Below are 22707 nucleotides of genomic sequence, written 5' to 3'. Positions count from 1 at the left end.
AGGTTTGGTTTCAGGAATTGAAGGAAGACGGTCCTGTTGGGCTAGCGCAGCCGCTGGCTGATCACCTTGGAGACGCCGTCCCCCTGCATCGAGACGCCGTACAGGGCGTCCGCGACCTCCATCGTCCGCTTCTGGTGCGTGATCACGATCAGCTGCGAGGACTCCTGGAGCTCCCGCATGATCCGGATCAGTCGCTGGAGGTTGGTGTCGTCGAGAGCCGCCTCGACCTCGTCCATCACGTAGAACGGGCTCGGCCGCGCCTTGAAGATCGACACCAGCAGCGCCACGGCGGTCAGCGAGCGCTCGCCGCCGGAGAGCAGCGAGAGCCGCTTGACCTTCTTGCCCGGCGGACGGGCCTCGACGTCGACCCCGGTGGTCAGCATCGACTCCGGGTCGGTGAGGACCAGCCGGCCCTCGCCGCCCGGGAAGAGCCGCGCGAAGACCCCCTCGAACTCCCGGGCCGTGTCCCGGTACGCCTCCGTGAACACCTGCTCGACCCGGAGATCCACCTCCTTCACGACCTGAAGGAGGTCGGCCCGGGTCTTCTTCAGGTCCTCCAGCTGCTCCGAGAGGAACTTGTGCCGGGCCTCCAGGGCCGCGAACTCCTCCAGGGCCAGCGGATTCACCTTGCCGAGCTGCTGGTACGCCCGCTCGGCGGCCCTCAGCCGCTTCTCCTGCTCCGAACGGACGAACGGCCGCGGCAGGTTGCGCGGGTCCGCCGGGTCCTCGGGCGGCATCTCCCCGTCGGCGGGCGGCGACGGCGGGACCGGCTGTCCGGGACCGTACTCGGCGACGAGGTCGCCCGCCTCCACGCCGAACTCCTCCAGGGCCTTCGCCTCCAGCTGCTCGATCCGCAGGCGCTTCTCCGCGCCGAGGACCTCGCCGCGGTGCACGGAGTCGGTGAGCTTGTCCAGCTCGGCCTTCAGCTCGCGGCCCCGGGCGCGGGCGGCCGCCAGGCCCTGTTCGCGCGCGGCGCGGGCCGCCCCGGCCGCCGCGCGCTCCGCCTCGGCCCGGACGAGGGAGGCCTCGACGTGGGCGAGAAGGGTACGGGCGCCGGCGGCGACCGCGCCCGCGACCCGGGCCTCGTGGCGCAGCCGGGCCCGCCGCTGCTCGTCACGCGCGCGTGCCTCGCGCTCGGCCCTGGCGGCCCGGTCGAGGGAGTCGGCCCGGCCGGCGAGGCCCTTGACGCGTTCCTCGTGGGTACGGACCTGGAGCCGGGCCTCCATCTCGGTCTGGCGCGCGTGGGAACCGTCGATCGCGAGCCGGTCGCGCGCGGAGGTGTCGGGCTCCTCCTCCCCGCCCTCGCCGAAGGGGGACGCCTCCTCGGCGACGAGCAGCCGCTCGGCCAGCTCCTCGGCCTCGGCGGTCGCCTTCTCCAGGGCCTCGTGGGCGCGGGCGACGGCCGTGGCGGTGCGCTCGGCCTCGCCCGCCGCGCCCCTGGCCTGTCCGGCGAGCCGGCCGAGGGCCTGGGCGACGGAGGACTTCTCGCGTTCGGCGGCCCTGCGGCGGGCGTCGAGCTCCTCGACGAGGGCGGCGACCGTCCGGCGGCGCTCCTCAGCGCCCCGCTGGGCCTCGGCCAGCTCCGCGCAGAGGCGCGTGAGTTCGTCGAGCTCGGCGGCGGCCTCGTCGACGGAGGCCTGCACTTCGAGGAGGCTGGGCGCCCCGGCGGAGCCGCCGCGCGCGAAGTGCGCCCCGAGCACGTCGCCTTCGGTGGTGACGGCGGTCAGTCCCGGGTGGGTGCGGAGGAGGTCCCGGGCTTCGTCGAGGCCGTCGACGACGACGGCGCCGGCCAGCAGCCTCCGTACCGCTCCCATGAGGTCCTCGGGGCCGCGGACCAACTCGGCGGCGTGCGCGCGGCCTTCGGGCACGGCGGGCGGGGCCGGCTCGGACGCTCCGGCCAGCAGGAGGGAGGCGCGGCCCGCGTCCTGCTTGCGGAGCAGGCGGAGCGCCTCGGCGGCGGCGGCCGGTCCGGTGACGGCGACCGCGTCGGCGGCGGCGCCGAGGGCGGCGGCGACGGGGATCTCGTATCCCGGTGCGACGGTGAGGAGTTCGGCGGCGGGGCCGAGCAGCCCGTCGAGTCCGGCGGCGAGCAGCGCGCCCGTGCCGTCCTTGCGGCGCAGGCCGAGCGCGAGCGTCTCGTGGCGGGCCCGGGTGGCGGCGCGACGGCGTTCGGCGTCGCCCGCGGCCTCCCGCGCGGCGTCCGAAGCGGCCTCGGCCTCGGCGAGTTCGCGGCGTGCGGCCTCGTACCGCTCGGTGTGTTCGGTGTCCTCGGCCTCCAGGCCCTCGACCTCGGCCCTGAGGCGTTCGTACTCCTCCTGGGCCGCGGCGGCCCGCTCCCCCGCCTCGTCCCGGGCAGCGGTCAGCCGGTCGATCTCGGACCGGGCGGCGGCGGCCCGCGAGCGGGCGGCGCCGACCTGGCCGTGGAGCCGGGCGAGGCCCTCGCGCCGGTCCGCGAGGGCGCGGGCCGCGTCCTTGAGGCGGCGCTCCTCGGCGGCGAGGGCGCGCTCCAGTTCGGCGCGGTGGGCGACGGTGTCCTCCAGGGCGCGCTCGGCGGCCTCCAGGGCGGCTTCGAGCTCGGCCTCCTGTTCGCGGACGCGGGCCGCCTCGCGCTCCAGGTCCTCCGGATCGCGGCCGCGCCGCTCGTCCGTGGGGGCGTCGGTGGCGCTGCGCACCCGGGCGTCGGCGAGGGAGATCGTGCCGCGGACCCGTTCGGCGAGCTGGGAGAGGGCGTACCAGCTCTGCTGGGCGCGCTCCAGGCGGGGGGCGAGGGCGCGGACCTCCGCCTCGAGTGCGGCCTCGCGGGCGAGGGCCTCGCGCAGCGCCGTCTCGGTGGTCTCCTTGCGGGCGAGGAGCGCCGCCTCGTCGGCGACCTCGGCCTTGAGGGCGTCCTGGAGGCGTACGAGGTCGTCGGCGAGGAGCCGGAGGCGGGCGTCGCGCAGATCGGCCTGGATGACGACGGCGCGGCGGGCGACGGCGGCCTGCCGCCCGAGGGGCTTGAGCTGGCGGCGCAGCTCGTCGGTGAGGTCCTGGACGCGGGCGAGGTTCGCCCCCATCGCGTCCAGCTTCCGCAGCGCCTTCTCCTTGCGCTTGCGGTGCTTGAGGACGCCGGCGGCCTCCTCGATGAAGGCGCGGCGGCCCATGGGGTCGGCGTGGAGCACGGAGTCGAGCTGGCCCTGGCCGACGATGACGTGCATCTCGCGGCCGATGCCGGAGTCGGAGAGCAGGTCCTGGATGTCGAGCAGGCGGCAGGTGTCGCCGTTGATCTGGTACTCGCTGCTGCCGCCCCGGAACATGATCCGGGTGAGGGTGACCTCGGCGTAGTCGATGGGCAGGGCGCCGTCGGAGTTGTCGATGGTCAGCGAGACCTCGGCGCGACCGAGCGGCGGGCGCCCGGTCGTGCCGGCGAAGATGACGTCCTCCATCTTGCCGCCGCGCAGCGACTTGGCGCCCTGCTCGCCCATGACCCAGGACAGGGCGTCCACGACGTTGGACTTGCCCGAGCCGTTGGGGCCCACGACACAGGTGATCCCGGGTTCGAACCGCAGCGTGGTGGCCGAGGCGAACGACTTGAATCCGCGGAGCGTCAGGGCCTTGAGGTGCACCCCCGGACTCTACCGGGGCGTGTGCGTTTCGCCCGTGAACGTGCAGGGCAGATCATCGGTTGAGGAGGGGGTGGGACGAGAGGGAGGCACCGGACCCGGGTGACACCGGATGCACCGGCACGCTCCAAGAAAGAAGGGACGCCGAAGCGCCCCTTGCATGTTCCCGCTGTTCCAGCTGGATGTGTTCGTGATCCGCGTTCCGTGTTCCAGCTGGGGGAGTGTTTCCCACCTGGCCCCCGGGGGCTGGGTTGTCAGGTGAGCGCAGGCTCCGCCTGGGGTACGTCGAGGTCGATGCTGTCCAGCAGCGAGTCTCCCTGGTGATGAGCGGCGGCAGCGTTGAGCGCGTCGTTCTCGGACTGGATCCGTACGAGCTCGGATTCCAGGTCCTGGACGCGCTGCTGAAGCCGTCGCATCTCGGCGAGGAGTCGCGGGTCGGAGCCGCCGACGTAACCGAGAAGCGCCTTTGCCATGATGGATGGTCCTCCACACTGAGTGACCGACCGATTGCGGTGTGGGTCGTGAGGGATTCGCACCCGCGGTGCCCGGCAGTGTGTGTCGTGCCGCTCTTCACTGCCAAACAGCTAAGGTGCGCGGGGCTTCCAGAGTCTCACCAAAAAGTTTGACGGTCAACACGATCACACGCCGTTGGACCGGGCGACCGGGGGGCCGGGGCCGCACAGCAGGCGGCGGGGCCTCGCAACTCGGAGCCTCGGGGCGTGGCGATCATTGCCTCTTCCGGCAGCCTGGCACGCGCGCCGCGTATTGGCAACCACCAGGTGGTTCTTCCGTCAGGCGCTCGTCACCTGAGGGCCGTCCGGCGGCCCGTCGGGGCCGGCGGACGGAGGGGCGCGGGGTCGGGTCAGCGGATGGCGAAGGTCTCGTAGCCGCCGCGCGGGGTGTCCCAGATCTCGGTGACGCCGTCCACGCGTCCGGGCGTGTCGGCGGAGCGGAGCCAGTCGAGGAGACGGTGGCAATTCTCACTGGGCCCCTCGGCCACCACCTGCACCCGGCCGTCGTCGAGGTTGAGGGCGAAGCCCACGAGGCCGCCGATCTCCAGTGCGTTTGCCCTGGTGAACCAGCGGAAGCCCACTCCCTGTACCCGGCCGCGCACCCAGGCGGTCATCCGTACGTCGTCGCTCATGGCTGCACGCTAACCGGCGGATCGGGCGATGAGCACGTCGCCCCCGCTTCTCATGGCGTACAGTCCCGACGAAGCGGACGTCACCCGTTCGGGTGCGCTCGGCTCGACCGTCGGTTCACAGAAGAGGCCGACGGTTCGCAGAAGATGCCGACAGCAAAGATCGGCGGAGATCAGCAAAGATCAGCAGGGACCGAAGCACCGGCAGCAAGCAGCTCAGGAAGGCACAGCACATGGGACGCCACCGTCGCTCCGGCGCCGCGCCCGCCGCAGAAGACTACGCGGCCGGTACGGACCGCTCGCACCGGGGTACCCGCCGCAGGCGCCGGGGCGTCCCCGTGCGCACCGGCCTGCTCGGCGCCTCCGCGGCGGTCGCGGTCGGCGCGGTCGCGGTCGCCTCCGGCCTGCTGCCCGGCGGCGACACCTTCACGGTGGGCAGCGCCGGTACGAGCGGGCAGCGGCCGCAGGTCCAGCAGGCGCCGGAACTGACGACGCAGGGTGGGGCGACCCGTACGCCCGCGGAGGGGACGACCGAGGGCAACGGCACGGCCGCCCCCGCCCCGGCCCCGAAGAGCCCGAGCGCGAAGCCGACCCCGACCCCGACCCCGACGAAGGCCACCCCGAGCACGAAGCCGACGCCCAGCGCGAAGCCGACGCCGACACCCGCGCCGACGAAGGCGCGGACCACGGCCCCGGCGAAGCCCAGGTCCTCGGCCGCGCCGACGACCGGGACGGCCGCCCCGAAGCCCGCCCCGACGAGCGAGACCCCGGCCGGGACGACCGCCGCGCCCTCCACGGCGGACCGCGCGGCCGCGGCCGAGGCCGAGGTCCTGCGCCTGGTCAACATCGAGCGCAACGAAATCGGGTGCTCGCCCGTCCGCCCGAGCGCCGACCTGGCCGCCCTCGCGGGCGCCTTCAGCGCGGACATGGCGTCCCGCGGCTTCTTCGACCACACGGACCCGGACGGCGACACCCCCTGGGACCGCGCCGAACAGGCCGGCGTCTCGGGCATGGGCGGCGAGAACATCGCCCGCGGCCAGGTGGACGCGGCGGCCGTGATGGCCTCCTGGATGGACAGCGACGGCCACCGCGCCAACATCCTGAACTGCTCCTTCACCACCCTCGGCGTCGGCGTCCACTTCGCGGACGGCGGCCCGTGGTGGACCCAGAACTTCGGGTACTGACGGGGCGGCGACGCGGGCTGCCGGGGGCACGCCCTTCCTCACGCGGAGAGGGGCGCGGGTCACGTACCCGCGCCCCTCTCGGCGTACCGCGGTCAGGCGGCCGCGCGGCCCAGGGTGAAGGTGCGGGCCGTGGTGGCGATGCGGCGGCCGAGGTGTTCGGCGGTGGCGATGTCGGCCTTGTGGACGGCCTCCGGGCCCAGGTCGCTGGGGGTCTGGGCGCCGGCGCCGGAGAAGAAGCCGAGGCGGTTGAGGTCGTTCTCGGAGCCGGTGCTGCTGTTCCAGCCGGGCTTGAGGCCGAGGTTGACCCAGGTCATGCCGTGCTGCGCGGCGAGGGTCTGGAAGAACTGCAGGGTGTGGAGCTTGTCGCCGCTCTTGGAGCCGGAGTTGGTGAAGCCCGCGGCGAGCTTGTCGAGCCAGGCGTCGGTGAACCAGCGCCTGGAGGTGGCCTCCGCGAACTGGTGGAAGGCGCCCGAGGCGGTGCCCATGTACGTCGGCGAGCCGAAGACGATCGCGTCCGAGGCGTCGAGCAGCTCCCAGTCGGCGTCGGTGATCTCGTCGACCTTGATCAGGTGGACGGTGGCGCCCGCGTCGGCGGCGCCGTTCCGGACGGCCTCGGCGACGACGGCGGTGTGGCCGTAGCCGGAGTGGTACGCGATGGAGACGACGGGGGTGGTCACAACGGGCTCCTCGAAGGGATGCGGAAGGGGGATGCCCAGAAGTAGAGCACTAACTTTTCGAAAGCGCAAGCGTCGAGTTAGCGCCCTTACGGCAGTAAGCGCTGCGGCGGAGTACGGTGGAGGCATGACCGATGACCTCGCCTACGACGTGTTCGCACGGGCCTGCCCCTCGCGCGGCACGCTGGAGCACGTGACGGGCCGCTGGGGCAGCCTGACCCTCGGCGCGCTGTACGACGGGACGTTCCGCTTCAACGAGCTGCGGCGCCGGGTCGACGGCGTCAGCGAGAAGATGCTGTCGCAGACGCTGCACGCGCTGGAGCGCGACGGGCTGGTCCACCGCGAGGCGCAGCCGGTCAACCCGCCGCGCGTGGAGTACCGCCTCACCCCGCTCGGGCGCGAGATCGCGGAGCGGCTGGTCGGCCTGATCGAACTGGTGGAGGGCCGCATGCCGCAGGTGGTCGCGGCACGGGAGAGTTACGACGCGGGGCGCGCGGCCCCGGTCGGCTCCTGACGCCCACGGCTCCCTGACGCCCGGAGCCGTCCCCCCACGGCCCCCGGGCCCTCCCCCGCCGTCAGACCGTGACGCGCGGCGGGCGCTGGCAGCGCGGGCAGAAGTAGCTGGAGCGGTTCATCCAGGGGCGACGGCGCATCGGTGTGCCGCAGCGGCGGCAGGGCTCGTCCTCGCGTCCGTAGGCGTCGAGCGAGCGGTCGAAGTATCCCGACTCGCCGTTGACGTTCACGTACAGGCTGTCGAAGCTGGTGCCGCCGACCGCGAGCGCCGCGTTCATCACGTCCCGGACGTGTCCGAGCAGCTCGGTGGTCCGCTGCCGCGTCAGCGTGGCCGTCGGCCGGTCGTAGTGCAGCCTCGACCGCCAGAGCGCCTCGTCGGCGTAGATGTTGCCGACCCCGCTGATGAGCGACTGGTCGAGCAGCGCCCGCTTGATCGTCGTACGGCGCAGGCGCAGCGCGCTCTGGAAGGCGGCGTCGTCGAACGCGGGGTCGAGCGGGTCGCGGGCGATGTGCCGAATGACGTCGGGGAGGCCGTCGGGGGCGCCGGCTGTCTGCTCGTGGAGCGAGAGCCCGCCGAAGGTCCGCTGGTCGACGAAGCGCAGCTCCGTGCCGGCCGTGTCGTCGAAGCGGACGCGGATGCGCAGGTGCTTCTCGTCGGGGGCGTCCTCCGGCTGCACGAGGAGCTGGCCGCTCATGCCGAGGTGTCCGAGGACGGAGGTGCCGGTGCCGTCGAGCGGCAGCCACAGGTACTTGCCGCGCCGCCGCGCCGCCTCGAACCGCTGCCCCTTCAGCCGGGCCGCGAAGTCCTCGCCGCCCGCCGGGTGCCGCCGCACGGCCCGGGGGTGCAGGACCTCGACCTCGGTCACCGTCCGTCCGGCGACCCAGCGCTCGAGTCCGCGCCGTACGACCTCGACCTCGGGCAGCTCGGGCACGGGACTCCTCCGGACGACACGAAACGACAGGACACGACACGACACGCTCACCGGCGACAGCGCTTTCACCCTACCGGGCCCCCGGACCCGGAAAAGGCGAGGACCCCGCCCTGGGGCGGGGTCCTCGGGAAGCGGTGGGGCGGGGCGGACGGCCGTCAGGCCGTTGCCCGGTCCTCGGACGGAGAGGGGTCGGCGGCCTCTCCCGTACCCGCGTCGGCAGCGGCCTTGGCCGCGGCCACGCGTTCGTCGGCGGCGGCGCGGATGGCGCGCCACGCGGACTCCGCCGCCTGCTGTTCCGCTTCCTTCTTGCTGCGGCCGGTGCCGGTGCCGTACGAGACACCACCGACGCGGGCGGCAGCAGTGAAGGTCTTCTCGTGATCGGGGCCCTCTTCGGAGACGAGGTACTCCGGCACGCCCAGACCCTCGGCCGCGGTGAGTTCCTGGAGACTGGTCTTCCAGTCCAGGCCGGCACCGAGGTTGGAGGACTTCTCGATCAGCGGGTCGAAGAGCCGGTGCACCAGCTCGGACGCCGCTTCGAGGCCCTGGTCGAGATAGACCGCGCCGATCACCGCTTCGAGGGTGTCGGCGAGGATGGACGCCTTGTCCCGGCCGCCCGTGCCCTCTTCGCCCCGGCCGAGCCGGATGAAGGAGCCGAGTTCGAGGCCGCGGCCCACGTCCGCCAGCGCACGCGAGTTGACCACCGCGGCCCGCAGCTTGGCCAGCTGGCCTTCGGGCAGGTCGGGGTGGGTGCGGTACAGCGTGTCCGTGACCACGAGGCCGAGCACGGAGTCCCCGAGGAACTCCAGGCGCTCGTTGGTGGGCAGGCCGCCGTTCTCGTACGCGTACGAGCGATGGGTCAGCGCACGCACCAGAAGGGCGGACTCGAGCTGATACCCGAGCCGCCCTTCCAGAAGCGTGTGGGACGAGGCTGAACTGACGCTGTCAGACATCGTGCCTCTCACCAGCCACTCAGACCGAGAGGACCTGGCGCTTGTTGTAGGTGCCGCAGCTCGGGCACGCGATGTGCTGCTGCTTCGGCTCCTGGCAACGCTCACACGAAACCAGGGTGGGGACCGCAGCCTTCCACTGCGACCGGCGGTGGCGCGTGTTGCTGCGCGACATCTTCCGCTTCGGAACAGCCACGGCTACTTCTCCTGCTTCTCGTCGACACCGGATGCGGCGCCGCTCATGTTGTCCTTCTCGTCGGTTCCCAGCGAACCGGCGAGTTCCTGCAGTGCCGCCCAACGGATGTCGACGGCGTCGTGATGGTGGTCCGGGTTCTCGTTCAGGTTGGTCCCGCACTCGGAACACAGACCCGCACAGTCCTCCCGGCACACCGGCTGCATCGGCAGTGCGAGCACCACCGCATCACGCAGCACCGGCTCGAGGTCGAACATGCCGTCCTCGAGGGGGATCATGTCCTCGTCGTCCTCGGCTTCGTCGTCCGCGGCCGCCTTGGAGCGGCCCCGGTCGTCGGAGTCGGGGTACGAGAACATCTCCTGGAAGTCCGCGTCGAGCTCCAGCTCGACGGGCTCCAGACACCTTACGCACTCCCCTCGGGCCGATGCACGGGCGGTGCCTGTGACAAGCACCCCTTCCATGACCGACTCGAGACGGAGCTCGATCTCGACGGGGTCGCCCTCCGGCACCCCGATGACCCCTTCGACGCCGAGGTCGGCGGGGGCGTCGACCGTGCGGGAGATCCGCTGGAGCGCACCGGGACGCCGCCCCAGCTCGTGCGTGTCGAACACGAGGGGGTTGCGGTGGTCGAGGCGCGTGCTCAGGGTTCTTCCTGCTTTCGATCGTTTCGCATCGTGAGGGGCTGCCTCGTGTGGGCAGCATGGATCGCGGCACAGGGCGCGACCGAACAGCCAGGATACTGGACGCTTCGCCCAGGGCCCAATCCGGACCCCGGGGAGCTCAGTGCCCCTGCTCGTATCGGCGCAGCTGGTCCAGGTCGATCATGCTCGTGTCGAAGAAGCTGGTCTCGTCGAGCGCGGCGGCGGGCTGCTGCGGGTGGACCGGCTGCTGGTAGCCGTACGGGTCGGCCTGGGCGACCTGCTGGGGGTACGCGTAGGGGTCCTGCTGCGGGTAGCCGTACGGGTCCTGGGCGGGCGGCTGCGGGTAGCCGTAGGGGTCCTGGGCGGGCTGCTGCGGGTAGCCGTACGGGTCGGGCTGCTGCGCGGGCGCCTGCTGGGCCGGGATCTGTACGGGGGCGGGGGCCGGGGCCCGGGAGGGCTCGGGGTCGGCCAGCTCGGCGAGGCCGGCCAGGTAGTCGGCGTCGCTGGTGTGGACGGCTCCGCCGAGCCCGTCCTGGGCGGCCATGTGCTCGCCGAGGGCGTCGCTGGCGATCCGGCCGTGCAGCTTCTGGCGCCCGCGGCCGACGGCCTCCAGGGTCTTGCTGAGCACCGCCTCGAAGGCGCCGAGCTTGGCGTCCACGTACGCGTCGGCGCGGTGGATGAGGGTCTGCGGGTCCGCGCTGTACTCGGGGGCGTCCTCGTCGGCGTACCCGTCCTCGTCGAGGCCGGGGCCCCGGCCGAGGAGCTTCTCGCGGCCACGGTCGACGGAGCCGATGGTCTTGTTGAGGACGACCTCGAAGTTGGCGAGCTTGGAGTCGACGTACTCGTCGGCCTCGGCGCGGATCTCCTCGGCCTCGCGGCGGGCCTCGGCGAGGATGCGGTCGGCCTCCTCCTGGGACTGGCGGGCGACCTGGGTGTCGGAGACGATCGAGCCCCGCTCGGCGTGGGCGGCCTCGATGATCCGCTCGGCCTCCTGGCGGGCCTGCTCGACGAGCTGCTCCCGGCCGCCGATCAGCTCCTGGGCCTGCGCGAGGGAGCCCGGCAGGGCGTCCCGCACCTCGTCGAGCAGGGCGAGCAGCTCGGCGCGGTTGACCACGCAGGACGCCGACATGGGCATGGAGCGGGCGCTCTGTACGGTCGCGACGATCTCGTCGAGCTTCTTCTGCACGTCCACCTGGTGCTCGCCACTCTCTACAGCTGGATGGAGACGGACGGGACGACTGTAAGGGCAGTCGGCGCCCGCCGGACACCAGGTGACGGAGCGTCAGCGGTGGTGGCCGGGCGTCACTTCTCCGCGAGCCGCTCGGTGAGGCGGCTCAGGACCGCCGGCGGGACCAGGTGGGAGACGTCGCCGCCCCAGGCCGCGACTTCCTTGACCAGCGAGGAGGAGAGGAAGCTGTAGGTGGGGTTGGTGGGGACGAAGAGGGTCTCGACGCCCGAGAGGCCGTTGTTCATCTGGGCCATCTGGAGCTCGTAGTCGAAGTCGCTGACCGCGCGGAGGCCCTTGACGATGGCGGGGATGTCGCGCTGCTTGCAGAAGTCGACGAGGAGGCCGTGGAAGGACTCCACCTCGACGTTCCCGAAGTCGGCGGTGACCTCGCGGATGAGGTCGATCCGCTCCTCGACGGCGAAGAGGCCCTTCTTGGACTGGTTGATCATCACCGCGACGTGCACGACGTCGTACAGCTTGGAAGCGCGGGCGATGATGTCGAGATGTCCGTTGGTGATGGGGTCGAACGACCCCGGACAGACGGCGCGGCGCAACGTGTGTCCCTCCCTCTCCGGTCCGGTCATCGTGCGTCGTCGCACGTGGAGGCGGCGCGACCGTACCAAAACGTTCCCTCGCCGTAGCGACGGGACCGCAGGGCCTCGAATCCGGCCGGCCAGCCGAACTCCCCGCCTCTGGTGCTGCGCTCCACGGTGACGAGGGCATCCTCGCTCAGCCAGCCCCCGGAGCGCAGTGTGAGGAGGATCTCGCGCAGGTCGTCGTCCGAGACGGCGTAGGGCGGGTCGAGGAAGACGAGGTCGTACGGGTCGGCGGGCGCCGGTCCGGTGACGATCTGCTCGGCCCTGCCGGTGCGGAGTTCGGCGCCGGGGAGGCCGAGCGCGCGGATGTTCTCGCGGACCGTGCGGGCGGCCCGCTGGTCGGCCTCGACGAGCAGGGTGTGGGCGGCGCCGCGGGAGAGCGCCTCCAGGCCGACGGCGCCGGAGCCCGCGTACAGGTCGGCGACCCTGGCCCCGTCGAGGGTGCCGAGGAACGCCTCCCAGGTGGAGAAGAGGCCCTCGCGCGCCCGGTCGGAGGTGGGGCGGGTGCCGTTGCCGGGGGGCACGGCCAGGCGCCGCCCGCCTGCGGTACCGGCGATCACGCGGGTCATCGGTGTCCTCGTTCTCCATGAGCCATTGCCTGTGCACCAGCTTATGGCGGCCGTGGGCGCCGTGCCGTCACCCCTTCTCCAGGTACTCCTCGCGGTCCTTGTCGAGCAGGGCGTCCAGGGCCGTGCGCAGCGCCGGGTGGGCGGTGAGGTCCGGGTCGGCGAGGACCAGGGCGGTGGCCTCCTCGCGGGCGGCGGCGATGACCTCCTCGTCGTCGATGACGGTGAGCATGCGCAGCGAGGAGCGGGCGCCGGACTGGGCCTGGCCGAGGACGTCTCCCTCGCGGCGCTGTTCGAGGTCGATGCGGGAGAGCTCGAAGCCGTCGAGGGTGGAGGCGACGGCGCCGAGGCGCTGCCGGGCGGGGCTCGCCTCGGGCATCTCGGTGACGAGGAGGCAGAGGCCGGGGGCGGAGCCGCGGCCGACGCGGCCGCGGAGCTGGTGGAGCTGGGAGACGCCGAAGCGGTCGGCGTCCATGATCACCACGGCGGTGGCGTTGGGGACGTTGACGCCGACCTCGATGACGGTGGTGGCGACGAGGACGTCGAGGTCGCCGGCGGCGAAGCGGCGCATGACGTCGTCCTTGTCGTCGGGGTGCATGCGGCCGTGCAGGACGGCGATCCGCAGGCCGGCGAGGGGGCCGGCGCGGAGCTTGTCTGCGACGTCGAGGACGGCGAGCGGGGGGCGCTTCTCGGCGTCGTCCTCGGGGGACGCCTTGGCCTTCTTCTTCTGGTCCTCCTCGTCGCCGATGCGGGGGCAGACGACGTACGCCTGGTGGCCGTTCTCGACCTCCTCGCGGACGCGTTCCCAGGCACGGGCGAGGAAGTGGGGCTTGTCGGCGGCGGGGACGACGTGGCTGGCGATCGGGGAGCGGCCGGCGGGCAGCTGGTCGAGGACGGAGGTCTCCAGGTCGCCGAAGACGGTCATGGCGACCGTGCGCGGGATGGGGGTGGCGGTCATCACCAGGAGGTGCGGCGTCCGCTTCTCCCCGCGGGAGTCGCCCTTGCCGCGCAGGGCGTCGCGCTGCTCGACGCCGAAGCGGTGCTGTTCGTCGACGACGACCAGGCCGAGGTCGTGGAACTTCACCTTGTCCTCGATGAGGGCGTGGGTGCCGATGACGATCCCGGCCTCGCCGGTGACGAGGTCGAGGAGGGCCTGCCGGCGGGCCGCGGTGCCCATGGAGCCGGTGAGCAGGACGACCTTGGTGGCGCGCTCGGCCCCGCCGAGCATGCCGCCCTCGGCGAGCTCGCCCATCATCTCGGTGATCGAGCGGTGGTGCTGCTGGGCGAGGACCTCGGTGGGGGCGAGCATGGCGGCCTGTCCCCCGGCGTCGACGACGGCGAGCATGGCGCGCAGCGCGACCATCGTCTTGCCGCTGCCCACTTCGCCCTGGAGGAGGCGGTGCATGGGGTGCTCGGTGGCGAGGTCGTCGAAGATCTCCCTGGAGACCTTGGTCTGGCCGTCGGTGAGGGTGAAGGGCAGCCGGGCGTCGAAGGCGTCGAGGAGGCCGTCGGGGGCGGGCCGGCGGGCGACGGCGGGGAGTTGGGTCTCGGCGTGGCGGCGGCGGGCCAGGGCGACCTGGAGGACGAAGGCCTCGTCCCACTTGAGGCGCTCGCGGGCGGTGGCGATGTCCGCCTTCGTACGGGGGCGGTGGATCAGGCGCAGGGCGTCGGGGAGTTCGGCGAGGGCGCGGCCCTCGCGGAGGGCGTCGGGGAGCGGGTCGACGGCGTCGGCGGCGCTGGGCAGGACGGCGGCGACGGCCTTGGCGATCTTCCAGGACTCGAGCTTGGTGGTGGCCGGGTAGATCGGGATGAGGGCGCCGGCCCAGGTGTCCACGGCCTCGTCGCCGTCGCCGCGCAGGAGTTCGTAGGCGGGGTGGGCGAGCTGGAGGCGGCGGTTGAAGAGCGAGACCTTGCCGGAGAACATCGCGCGCGTGCCGGGCAGCAGGTCCTTGTGCGGTTTGTGCACGCCCTTGCCGAAGAAGACCAGCTGGAGGCGGCCGCTGCCGTCCGTGATGGTCACTTCGAGGCGCTGGCCGCGCCCCTTGGCGCCGTTGAAGGTGAGCACGCGGGCGTCGGCGACCTGGGCGACCACGGTGGCGTGCTCGTCGAGCGGCAGGTCGGAGAGGGTGGTCAGCTCTCCGCGCTCGGCGTAGCGGCGGGGGTAGTGGTGGAGCAGGTCCCCGACCGTGTGCAGGTCGAGCGCCTCGGCCATGACCTTGGCGGTGGCGGGGCCGAGGGACTTCTTGAGTGGTTCGTCGAGCGCGGGCACGTGTTCCATTGCACACCACGGCACCGACAGTCGTCGTCACTCCACCCCGATGAGGAGCGGCGGGGCGCCTTCTCCGGCGCGGTACGTGACGGTGTCGACGGCCAGGTAGCCGCGCCGGACGTGGGTTTCGAGGGCGGTGGCGAGGTCGGTGGGGACGTCGTCGGCGACGACGAGGGTGACGAGTTCGCCGCCGGCGGAGAGCATCCGGTCGAGGACCGTGCGGGCGGTGTCGGTGAGGTCCTGGCCGATGACGGCGACGTCGCCCTCGATGAGGCCGAGGACGTCGCCGGCCTGGCAGACGCCGGCGGAGGTGAAGGACTGGCGTTCGGCGACGGCGAGTTCGGCGTAGCGGGTGGCGCCGGCGGCGGCGGTCATGGCGACGACGTCCTCGTCGAAGCTCTGGTCGGGTTCGTGGACGGCGAGGGCGGCGATGCCCTGGACGGCGGCCCTGGTGGGGATGAGGGCGACGCGGATGCCCTCGGCCCTGGCGCGTTCGGCGGCGGCCGCGGCGGTCTGCCGCAGGTCGGTGTCGTTGGGCAGGAGGACGACCTCGCGCGCGTGCGCCCGCCGGATCGCGTCGACGAGTTCCTCGCCGGCCGGGGGTTCGCCGGGGCGGGCGAGGAGGGTGGTGGCGCCGGCCTCGGCGCAGAGTCCGGCGAGGCCCTCGCCGGGGACGACGGCGACGACGGCGCGCTGGGCGCGCTCGGCCCTTCCGGCGCTGTCGGCGGCGCCGGCGAAGTGGGTGATCCGGATGCGGTGGGGGCGGCCCGCCTCGACTCCGGCCTCGACGGCGGCGCCCGCGTCGTCGACGTGCACGTGGACGTTCCAGAGGCCGTCGCCGCCGACGACGACGAGGGATTCGCCCAGGTCGTCGAGGCGGGCGCGGAGGAGGTCCACGGCGGTGTCGTCGGCTTCCAGGAGGTAGATCACCTCGTACGCGGGTCCGTCACCCGCGTCGCAGGTCCCGGTGCCGGCGGGGACGACGGGGGCGCGGGGCGCGGTGACGGCGGGAGGGGCGGGGGCCTCGCCGCAGACGGTCCGGGTGAGGGCGCCGAGGACGACGACGAGGCCGCGTCCTCCGGCGTCCACGACCCCGGCGCGGTCGAGCACGTCGAGTTGGCCGGGGGTGGTCTCCAGGGCCGTCCTGGCCCCGTCGTGGGCCGCCCTGGCCACCTCCGCGAGGCCGCCGCCGCCCGCGCAGGCCGCGGCGGCGGCGTCGGCGACGGTGAGGATGGTCCCCTCGACGGGGTGGGCGACGGCCCGGCGGGCCGCGGCGGCTGCCTCGGCGAGGGCGCGGGCGAGGTGATCCCCGTCACGCCCCTCGGCCAGGACGGCGGCCATGCCGCGCAGCAGCTGGGAGAGGATGGTGCCGGAGTTGCCGCGGGCGCCGAGGAGGGCGCCGTGGGCCATGGCCCGTACGGTCTCGGCGACGTCGGGCGAGGTGGCGGCGCAGACCGCCTCGACGGCTCCGTGGGCGGCCTCGACGGTCAGGTAGAGGTTGGTGCCGGTGTCCCCGTCGGCGACCGGGTAGACGTTGATCGCGTCGATGTCCGCGCGCTCCTCGGCCAGCGCGTTCAGCGCGCGTGCGCACCAGGTCCTGACCGCTTCGGCGTCGAGTTCGACGAGCTCCTTGGAGGGCGGGACGGCGCGCGACAACGGGGGTCCTCCTTCGGCGGTGAGCTCACCGCAGGGTAGACCCGGGGTGTCCGGCCGGTGACCGGGGCCCGGGGCGAGGTCCGCGCTCGCCATGGTAGTTTCGTTCCACGGGAGCAGCCGTTGTATGCTGCTTCGGTTGCCCGGCACAAGCCGGGCCGTTCCCCGGCAAGCCACTTCAGACTCCTGATTCCGGTGCGCCGGATTTCACTGTAAATCTGAAGTCTTTGGAGTGACCCGTGGCTGCCAACTGCGACGTCTGCGGCAAGGGGCCGGGCTTCGGCAACAACATTTCGCACTCGCACCGCCGTACGTCCCGTCGCTGGAACCCGAACATCCAGCGCGTGCGTGCCGTGGTCGGTCGGACGCCGAAGCGGCTCAACGTCTGCACCTCGTGCATCAAGGCCGGCAAGGTCTCGCGCTAATCGCGACGTTTTGTCGTAGCGCAGCCCTGCGGTTGCCTTGAGAGGCCGGTTCACCTCGGTGAACCGGCCTTTTGCCTTGCCCGGAAACGGCCGGAGCGCCCGGCGGCTCCGCCCGCGGAGCGCCCGAGGGCGCTCCGCGGGCCCGGCCCCGGTGCCCTCAGGCCCGGAACCGCCAGCCGTGGTCGACCGGGCCGATGCCGTCGCCCAGCGCGAAGCCCGCGGCGATGGCGCCCGTCACGTACTCCTTGGCCTGCCGTACGGCCTCCGGCACGGCCAGGCCCTTGGCGAGCCCGGCGGCGACCGCCGAGGCGAGCGTGCAGCCCGTCCCGTGCGTGTGCCGGTTGTCGTGGCGCGGTGAACGCAGCCAGTGCTCCTCGGTGCCGTCGGTGAGCAGGTCCACGGCGTCGACGCCGGTCGGCAGGTGGCCGCCCTTGATCAGCGCCCAGTCCGGCCCGTACGACAGGACGGCGTCCGCCGCGTTCCGCATGTCGCTCTCGTGGACGACGTGGAGGCCCGTGAGCTGCGTCACCTCGTCCAGGTTGGGCGTGGCGACGGTGGCGCGGGGCAGCAGCTTGTTCCGTACGGAGTCGAGCGCGCTCGCGGCGAGCAGCGGGTCCCCGTGCTTGGAGACGCCGACGGGGTCGACGACGACGGGGGCGTCGGTCTCCGCGAGGAGTGCGGCGACGGTCTCGACGAGTTCGGCGGAGGCGAGCATGCCGGTCTTGACGGCCCGTACGCCGATGTCGTCGACGACGGCCCGGTACTGGGCGCGGACGGCCTCCACCGGCAGCTCCCAGACGCCGTGGACGCCCCGCGAGTTCTGGGCGGTGACGGCGGTGAGGACGCTCATGCCGTGGACGCCGAGGGCGAGCATGGTCTTGAGGTCGGCCTGGATGCCCGCGCCGCCGCCGGAGTCGGAGCCGGCGACGGTCAGCGCCAGGGGCGGGACCTCGCGGGCCCCTCCCCCGGCTCCGCCCTCCCCCGTCACTCGGTCTCCCCGAAGTGGTCCCAGCCGCCCGCGCTGTGCCAGGGGGCGCCGTCCACGGTGACCTGCGGCAGGGCGGAGGGGTTGAGGACCTCGCCGATGACCTTCCAGCGGGCGGGGAGCTTCACGTCGGGCGGGAAGGTGGCCACGATGGCGTGGTCCTCCCCGCCGGTGAGCACCCACTGCATGGGGTCGACGCCGACGGCCTGGCCGATGTCGTTCATCTGGGTGGGGATGTCGATGAGGCCGGAGCGCAGGTCGATGCGGACCTTGCTGGCCTCGGCGATGTGGCCGAGGTCGGCGATGAGGCCGTCGCTGACGTCGCACATGGCGGTGGCGCCGAGTCCGGCCGCCGCGGGGCCCGCGTGGTACGGGGGTTCGGGGCGGCGGTGGGCCTCGACGAAGGCACGGGGCGAGCGGAAGCCCCGGGAGAGGACCGCGTATCCGGCGGCGGACCAGCCGAGCCAGCCGGTGTAGGCGACGACGTCGCCGGGCTGGGCGCCGCCGCGGGTGACCGGGTCGTGGTTGCGGAGGTCGCCGAGGGCGGTGATGGAGACCGTGATCGTGTCGCCGCGCACGACGTCTCCGCCGACGACCGCGGCGCCCGCGACCTGACATTCGTCGCGCAGGCCGTCCATGAGTTCGGTGGGCCAGGTGACGGGGAGTTCGGCGGGGACGACGAGGCCGAGGAGGAGCGCGGTGGGGACCGCGCCCATGGCGGCGATGTCGGCGAGGTTCTGCGCGGCGGCCTTGCGTCCGACGTCGTACGCCGTCGACCAGTCGCGGCGGAAGTGCCGCCCCTCGAGGAGGATGTCCGTGCTGGCCACCACGCGCCGGTCGGGTGCGGAGACGACCGCGGCGTCGTCGCCGGGCCCGATCCGTACCGCCGGGGTGGAGGTGAGCCGGGACGTGAGCTCCCTGATGAGCCCGAACTCGCCCAGCTCTCCGACTGTGCCCTTCACCGCGTCTCACCTCGTGTCGTCGTGCCGGTCGGCGGGCGGTGGCGCGTCGTCGCGCGCCGCGGGTCGCGGGCCGTCACCGTGCTGGGTACCGTCAAGTAGACCGTCAACTTCTGTCCTGCGTACGCCCCACCCCGGGCGCCTCGGGGCGCGCGGGTCTCCCCGCGGCCCGCGGCGACGCGGTACCGTGGCGTCCCTTTCTCCCACAAGATCCTCGTGGCCGCCCTGGAGGTTCCGTGGTACAGGCGTACATCCTTATTCAGACCGAGGTGGGCAAGGCGTCGACCGTCGCCGACACCATCTCCAAGATCCCGGGGGTGATCCAGGCGGAAGACGTGACCGGTCCGTACGACGTCATCGTCCGCGCGCAGGCCGACACGGTCGACGAGCTCGGACGGATGGTGGTCGCGAAGGTGCAGCAAGTGGACGGCATCACGCGCACGCTTACCTGCCCGGTCGTTCATCTGTAGCCCCCGTCTACCCTTGGCCGGTGATGTCATCCCACCGGCCCTTCGGCCTGCCCGTCGCCTTGTCGGCCGTCGTCCTGCTGTCGGCCGTGGCCGGCTGCTCCTCGTCGGACGCCGGGGCGTCCGTCGCGGTTCCCCGTCCTCCGGCGGCGGAGACGTCCCTGTGCCGGTCGTTGGCGAAGGAACTCCCCGACACCGTGGCGGGGCTGGAGCGGAACGATCCGGAGCCCGGCTCCGAGCTGACCGCCGGGTGGGGTGACGGTGCGATCGTACTGCGCTGCGGGGTCCCCCGGCCCGAAAAGATGAGCGATCCGGCCTCTCAGGGCGTCGCCGTGGACGGCGTCCGCTGGATGCTGGAGCGCCCGGAGGGCGCCGGGCCCCGTTTCACCACGGTCTACCGGAAGACGTACGTGGAGGTGAGCCTCGGCGAGCAGTACGCGCACGACGCCGGGCCGCTCGCGGCGCTCGCCGGTCCGGTGGCGCGGACGGTCCCGTGCGCCCTCGAACCGGAGTGTTCCTGAGCCGTCCCGTCCGGATCCCGCCGCCCCCCTCCCCCGCCGCGCGCGAACACCCGTCGGGGCCGGTCCCGTCTCCGGTGACCGGCCCCCCGGGGAAGGCGTCTCCGAGCCCCGCTCCCGTTGCTAGCGCAGGCCCGTGGAGCGGTTCAGCGCGGCCTGGATCAGCCGGTCGACCAGCTCGGCGTAGCTCACGCCGGTCTCCTGCCACATGCGCGGGAACATGGAGATCGGGGTGAAGCCCGGCATGGTGTTGATCTCGTTGATGACGAAGTCGCCGTCCTCGGTGAGGAAGAAGTCGGCGCGCACGAGCCCCTCGCAGGAGACGGCCTCGTAGGCGGCGACGGCGAGGCGCTGGACCTCGGCGGTGGCCTCGTCGCCGATCGGCGCGGGCACGATGCCGGAGGCCGAGTCGATGTACTTGGCCTCGAAGTCGTAGAAGTCGTGGTCCGTGACCGGGGGGATCTCGGCCGGGACGCTGGCGCGCGGGCCGTCCTCGAACTCCAGGACGCCGCACTCGATCTCGCGGCCGCGGACGAGCGACTCGACGAGGATCTTGGGGTCGTGGCGCCGGGCCTCCTCGATGGCCTCGTCCAGGCCGGAGAGGTCGTCGACCTTGGTGATGCCCATGGAGGAGCCGCCGCGGGCCGGCTTCACGAAGAGCGGCCAGCCGTGCTCGGCGGCGAACTCCACGATCTTCTTGCGGGCCGCGGCCGGGTTCTGCTCCCACTCGCGGGGGCGGACGACCTCGTACGGGCCGACGGGGAGGCCGAAGGAGACGAAGACCCGCTTCATGTACTCCTTGTCCTGGCCGACGGCGGAGGCGAGGACGCCCGCGCCGACGTAGGGGACGCCGGAGAGCTCCAGGAGGCCCTGGAGGGTGCCGTCCTCGCCGTACGGGCCGTGGAGCACGGGGAAGACCACGTCGACCTCGCCGAGGGCCGTGGGCACCTGGCCCGGCTCGGAGAGGACGACCTCGCGGTTGGCCGGGTCGACGGAGAGGACCACGCCGCCGCGCTCGGACTCGGCCAGGTCGGCGACGTTGGGCAGGGCGCGGTCGGCGATGGCCATCCGCTCCGGGGCGTCGGCGGTCAGCGCCCAGCGCCCGTCGGTGGTGATGCCGATGGGCAGCACGTCGTACTTGTCCCGGTCGAGGGCGCCGAGGACGGCGCCGGCGGTGACGACGGAGATGGCGTGCTCGGAGCTGCGTCCGCCGAAGACGACGGCCACGCGCGGCTTGCGGGGGCTCTGGGTGTTCTCGCTCATATCGCGATGAGGGTACCTTGCGGCACCCGAACTGCTGAGCGCCCCGCTCCGCTCGCGCGCGTCCGGCCCACACGGCCGGGCTCGGTGGCGCTCGGGCGGGCCCCCGCGGCGGCCTGGCCGCACTCGGCCGGGCTCAGCGGCGCTCGGGCTTCGCGGAGCGCGACATGAGTTCCTTGAGCGCGACCACCGGGGGCTTGCCGTCGTGGACGATCGAGACGACGGTCTCGGTGATGGGCATGTCGACGCCGTGGCGGCGGCCCAGATCGAGCACCGACTCGCAGGACTTGACGCCCTCGGCGGTCTGCTTGGTGGCGGCGATCGTCTCCTGGAGGGTCATGCCCCGGCCCAGGTTGGTGCCGAAGGTGTTGTTCCGGGAGAGCGGCGAGGAGCAGGTGGCGACCAGGTCGCCGAGGCCCGCGAGGCCGGAGAAGGTGAGCGGGTCGGCGCCCATGGCGAGGCCGAGCCGGGTGGTCTCGGCGAGGCCGCGGGTGATGAGCGTGGCCTTGGAGTTGTCGCCGAGGCCCATGCCGTTGGCGATGCCGACGGCGAGGCCGATGACGTTCTTCACGGCGCCGCCGAGCTCGCAGCCGACGACGTCGGTGTTGGTGTACGGGCGGAAGTACGGGGTGATGCAGGCCGCCTGGAGCCGCTGGGCGACCGACTCGTCGACGCAGGCGGCGACGGCGGCGGCGGGCTGCCGGGCGGCGATCTCCTTGGCCAGGTTGGGGCCGGTGAGGACGGCGACGCGCTCGGCGGGCACGTCCGCGACCTCGGTGATGACCTCGCTCATCCGCTTGGCCGTGCCGAGTTCGACGCCCTTCATGAGGGAGACGAGGACGGTGTCGGGGGCGAGGTGCGGCTGCCAGGCGGCGAGGTTGCCGCGCAGGGTCTGCGAGGGGATGACGAGGACGGTGAAGTCGGCGTCGGCGGCGGCCTCGGCCGCGTCGGCGGTGGCCATGATCCCCCGGGGGAGTTCGACGCCCGGCAGGTAGTCCGGGTTGGTGCGGGTGGCGTTGATCTCCGCCGCGAGTTCGGCGCGGCGGCCCCAGAGGCTCACCTCGCACCCCGCGTCGGCGAGCACCATGGCGAAGGCGGTGCCCCACGATCCGTTGCCGAAGACGGCTGCCCTGGTCACTTGGCGCCTCCCTCGGCGGCCTTGCGCCGCTGCTCCAGGCGGGCCTTGCGGTGGTCGTACGGCTCGGCGGGGGCCTTCTCGCCGCGGACCTCCTCCAGGAGCGCGGTGATGGCGGCCATGATCGTCTCGGTGGCCTCGCGGAGCACCTCGGGCGTGGGCTCCAGGTCGTGGAAGCGGGAGAGGTCGACGGGCGGACCGGCCTGCACGATCAGGGTCTTGCGGGGGAACAGCCGGAACTTCTTCTCCCTGGCGTACGGCGGCATCGCCAGGTTGGCGCCCCACTGGGCCACCGGGATGACCGGGACCTTGGTGAGGAGCGCGACGCGGGCGGCGCCGGTCTTGCCCGCCATGGGCCACATCTCGGGGTCCCGGGTGAGGGTGCCCTCGGGGTAGAAGGCGACGCACTCGCCGCGCTCGATGGCGTCGACGGCGGCCCGGAAGGCGTCCAGGGCGTTGGTCGTCTCGCGGTAGACGGGGATCTGGCCCGTGTTGCGGAGCATCGTGCCGACGAAGCCGGCCTTGAAGAGGCCCGCCTTGGCGAGGAACCGCGGCACCCGCCCGGTGTTGTACTGGTAATGGGCGTAGGACAGCGGGTCCAGATACGAGTTGTGGTTGACCGCGGTGATGAATCCGCCGTCGGCCGGGATGTGCTCCGTACCGCGCCAGTCCCGCTTGAACAGAATCACCAGGGGGGGTTTGGCGATGACCGCCGCGAGGCGGTACCAGAAGCCGATTCGACGGCGGGGCACGCGTACACCTTTCTCCGGGACCGACTGGCAGGGGGTCAAGTGTTGCCCCATGCTCCTGGTCTGTCGAGGA

The 22707-nt window shown here is 73.0% G+C and carries 23 protein-coding genes; 5 read left to right on the top strand and 18 right to left on the bottom strand.

Annotated features, from left to right (window positions below; all coding sequences use genetic code 11):
* Positions 1-41 precede the first annotated feature (41 nt).
* From smc to ACWDVG_RS15295, 3 genes are all read right to left on the bottom strand, one after another.
* Entirely contained in the window at positions 42-3602 is a 3561-nt protein-coding gene (gene smc / locus ACWDVG_RS15305) for a chromosome segregation protein SMC (protein WP_451699626.1), read from the bottom strand.
* A 251-nt stretch (positions 3603-3853) separates the two neighbouring features.
* Positions 3854-4072, bottom strand: coding sequence for a hypothetical protein (locus ACWDVG_RS15300; RefSeq protein WP_451699625.1), 219 nt, complete (start codon positions 4070-4072; stop codon positions 3854-3856).
* 389 nt (positions 4073-4461) lie between these two features.
* Positions 4462-4743, bottom strand: coding sequence for an acylphosphatase (locus ACWDVG_RS15295; RefSeq protein WP_451699624.1), 282 nt, complete (start codon positions 4741-4743; stop codon positions 4462-4464).
* Positions 4744-4973: 230 nt separating this feature from the next.
* Between ACWDVG_RS15295 and ACWDVG_RS15290 the strand changes: the two genes are divergently transcribed.
* Positions 4974-5924 (top strand): CAP domain-containing protein, encoded by a 951-nt coding sequence (locus ACWDVG_RS15290; RefSeq protein ID WP_451699623.1) that lies wholly within the window; start codon positions 4974-4976, stop codon positions 5922-5924.
* Between the two features lie 92 nt (positions 5925-6016).
* Here the strand turns inward: ACWDVG_RS15290 and ACWDVG_RS15285 are convergent, their stop codons facing one another.
* Positions 6017-6601, bottom strand: coding sequence for a flavodoxin family protein (locus ACWDVG_RS15285; RefSeq protein WP_451699622.1), 585 nt, complete (start codon positions 6599-6601; stop codon positions 6017-6019).
* A gap of 124 nt (positions 6602-6725) precedes the next feature.
* On the opposite strand from ACWDVG_RS15285, the gene ACWDVG_RS15280 reads away from it, so the two are divergent.
* On the top strand, positions 6726-7112 hold the full coding sequence (locus ACWDVG_RS15280; RefSeq protein ID WP_451699621.1) for a winged helix-turn-helix transcriptional regulator: 387 nt from the start codon (positions 6726-6728) through the stop codon (positions 7110-7112).
* Positions 7113-7173: 61 nt separating this feature from the next.
* Here ACWDVG_RS15280 and mutM read toward each other — a convergent pair whose 3' ends face one another.
* The 9 genes from mutM to ACWDVG_RS15235 form a co-directional block, all read right to left on the bottom strand.
* Complete coding sequence (gene mutM / locus ACWDVG_RS15275; RefSeq protein WP_451699620.1) at positions 7174-8043, bottom strand: bifunctional DNA-formamidopyrimidine glycosylase/DNA-(apurinic or apyrimidinic site) lyase; 870 nt, start codon at positions 8041-8043, stop codon at positions 7174-7176.
* 155 nt (positions 8044-8198) lie between these two features.
* On the bottom strand, positions 8199-8993 hold the full coding sequence (gene rnc, locus ACWDVG_RS15270; RefSeq protein WP_451699619.1) for a ribonuclease III: 795 nt from the start codon (positions 8991-8993) through the stop codon (positions 8199-8201).
* Positions 8994-9012: 19 nt separating this feature from the next.
* Positions 9013-9186: a 50S ribosomal protein L32 gene (rpmF, locus tag ACWDVG_RS15265; protein ID WP_030496967.1), complete on the bottom strand. Its 174-nt coding sequence runs from the start codon at positions 9184-9186 to the stop codon at positions 9013-9015.
* 2 nt (positions 9187-9188) lie between these two features.
* Positions 9189-9827: a YceD family protein gene (locus ACWDVG_RS15260; protein WP_451699638.1), complete on the bottom strand. Its 639-nt coding sequence runs from the start codon at positions 9825-9827 to the stop codon at positions 9189-9191.
* A 136-nt stretch (positions 9828-9963) separates the two neighbouring features.
* Positions 9964-11016, bottom strand: a complete 1053-nt coding sequence (locus tag ACWDVG_RS15255) for a cell division initiation protein (RefSeq protein WP_451699618.1) — start codon at positions 11014-11016, stop codon at positions 9964-9966.
* Between the two features lie 110 nt (positions 11017-11126).
* The gene (gene coaD, locus ACWDVG_RS15250; protein WP_451699637.1) at positions 11127-11606 is read right to left on the bottom strand and encodes a pantetheine-phosphate adenylyltransferase; all 480 of its coding nucleotides are present in this window, start codon (positions 11604-11606) and stop codon (positions 11127-11129) included.
* Between the two features lie 26 nt (positions 11607-11632).
* Complete coding sequence (gene rsmD, locus ACWDVG_RS15245; protein ID WP_451699617.1) at positions 11633-12217, bottom strand: 16S rRNA (guanine(966)-N(2))-methyltransferase RsmD; 585 nt, start codon at positions 12215-12217, stop codon at positions 11633-11635.
* A gap of 67 nt (positions 12218-12284) precedes the next feature.
* On the bottom strand, positions 12285-14492 hold the full coding sequence (recG, locus tag ACWDVG_RS15240; protein ID WP_451699616.1) for an ATP-dependent DNA helicase RecG: 2208 nt from the start codon (positions 14490-14492) through the stop codon (positions 12285-12287).
* Between the two features lie 27 nt (positions 14493-14519).
* A complete protein-coding gene (locus ACWDVG_RS15235) occupies positions 14520-16232 on the bottom strand; it encodes a DAK2 domain-containing protein (protein ID WP_451699615.1) in 1713 nt (570 codons plus the stop codon).
* 143 nt (positions 16233-16375) lie between these two features.
* Here ACWDVG_RS15235 and rpmB point away from each other — a divergent pair, with 143 nt between their 5' ends.
* Entirely contained in the window at positions 16376-16561 is a 186-nt protein-coding gene (gene rpmB, locus ACWDVG_RS15230; protein WP_003957616.1) for a 50S ribosomal protein L28, read from the top strand.
* Positions 16562-16718: 157 nt separating this feature from the next.
* Here rpmB and thiD read toward each other — a convergent pair whose 3' ends face one another.
* Together thiD and ACWDVG_RS15220 are read right to left on the bottom strand one after the other, a co-directional pair.
* On the bottom strand, positions 16719-17549 hold the full coding sequence (gene thiD / locus ACWDVG_RS15225; RefSeq protein WP_451699614.1) for a bifunctional hydroxymethylpyrimidine kinase/phosphomethylpyrimidine kinase: 831 nt from the start codon (positions 17547-17549) through the stop codon (positions 16719-16721).
* Entirely contained in the window at positions 17546-18508 is a 963-nt protein-coding gene (locus ACWDVG_RS15220; RefSeq protein WP_451699613.1) for a thiamine-phosphate kinase, read from the bottom strand. Before ACWDVG_RS15220 ends, thiD begins: the two co-directional genes overlap by 4 nt.
* 233 nt (positions 18509-18741) lie before the next feature.
* Between ACWDVG_RS15220 and ACWDVG_RS15215 the strand changes: the two genes are divergently transcribed.
* Entirely contained in the window at positions 18742-18975 is a 234-nt protein-coding gene (locus ACWDVG_RS15215) for an Lrp/AsnC family transcriptional regulator (protein WP_017947604.1), read from the top strand.
* Between the two features lie 23 nt (positions 18976-18998).
* On the top strand, positions 18999-19493 hold the full coding sequence (locus ACWDVG_RS15210; RefSeq protein ID WP_451699636.1) for a DUF3515 domain-containing protein: 495 nt from the start codon (positions 18999-19001) through the stop codon (positions 19491-19493).
* 120 nt (positions 19494-19613) lie between these two features.
* Here the strand turns inward: ACWDVG_RS15210 and ACWDVG_RS15205 are convergent, their stop codons facing one another.
* From ACWDVG_RS15205 to ACWDVG_RS15195, 3 genes are all read right to left on the bottom strand, one after another.
* Entirely contained in the window at positions 19614-20753 is a 1140-nt protein-coding gene (locus ACWDVG_RS15205) for a D-alanine--D-alanine ligase family protein (protein WP_451699612.1), read from the bottom strand.
* 133 nt (positions 20754-20886) lie between these two features.
* Complete coding sequence (locus ACWDVG_RS15200) at positions 20887-21888, bottom strand: NAD(P)H-dependent glycerol-3-phosphate dehydrogenase (protein WP_451699611.1); 1002 nt, start codon at positions 21886-21888, stop codon at positions 20887-20889.
* Entirely contained in the window at positions 21885-22637 is a 753-nt protein-coding gene (locus tag ACWDVG_RS15195; RefSeq protein ID WP_451699610.1) for a lysophospholipid acyltransferase family protein, read from the bottom strand. The genes ACWDVG_RS15200 and ACWDVG_RS15195 overlap by 4 nt, the downstream gene beginning before the upstream one ends.
* Positions 22638-22707: the final 70 nt, after the last annotated feature.

The organism is Streptomyces sp. NPDC003327, assembly GCF_053589515.1.
Note: the sequence above shows the minus strand (reverse complement) of the source record. Positions and strands in the feature narration are given on the sequence as shown.

Excerpts from the sequence above, each read along its gene's own strand:
- rsmD (WP_451699617.1), bottom strand. The coding sequence starts at position 12,217 with ATGACCCGCGTGATCGCCGGTACCGCAGGCGGGCGGCGCCTGGCCGTG.
- ACWDVG_RS15280 (WP_451699621.1), top strand. The coding sequence starts at position 6,726 with ATGACCGATGACCTCGCCTACGACGTGTTCGCACGGGCCTGCCCCTCG.
- ACWDVG_RS15235 (WP_451699615.1), bottom strand. The coding sequence starts at position 16,232 with ATGGCGAGCGCGGACCTCGCCCCGGGCCCCGGTCACCGGCCGGACACC.
- rnc (WP_451699619.1), bottom strand. The coding sequence starts at position 8,993 with ATGTCTGACAGCGTCAGTTCAGCCTCGTCCCACACGCTTCTGGAAGGG.
- ACWDVG_RS15295 (WP_451699624.1), bottom strand. The coding sequence starts at position 4,743 with ATGAGCGACGACGTACGGATGACCGCCTGGGTGCGCGGCCGGGTACAG.
- recG (WP_451699616.1), bottom strand. The coding sequence starts at position 14,492 with ATGGAACACGTGCCCGCGCTCGACGAACCACTCAAGAAGTCCCTCGGC.
- ACWDVG_RS15290 (WP_451699623.1), top strand. The coding sequence starts at position 4,974 with ATGGGACGCCACCGTCGCTCCGGCGCCGCGCCCGCCGCAGAAGACTAC.
- ACWDVG_RS15300 (WP_451699625.1), bottom strand. The coding sequence starts at position 4,072 with ATGGCAAAGGCGCTTCTCGGTTACGTCGGCGGCTCCGACCCGCGACTC.
- ACWDVG_RS15210 (WP_451699636.1), top strand. The coding sequence starts at position 18,999 with ATGTCATCCCACCGGCCCTTCGGCCTGCCCGTCGCCTTGTCGGCCGTC.
- ACWDVG_RS15205 (WP_451699612.1), bottom strand. The coding sequence starts at position 20,753 with ATGAGCGAGAACACCCAGAGCCCCCGCAAGCCGCGCGTGGCCGTCGTC.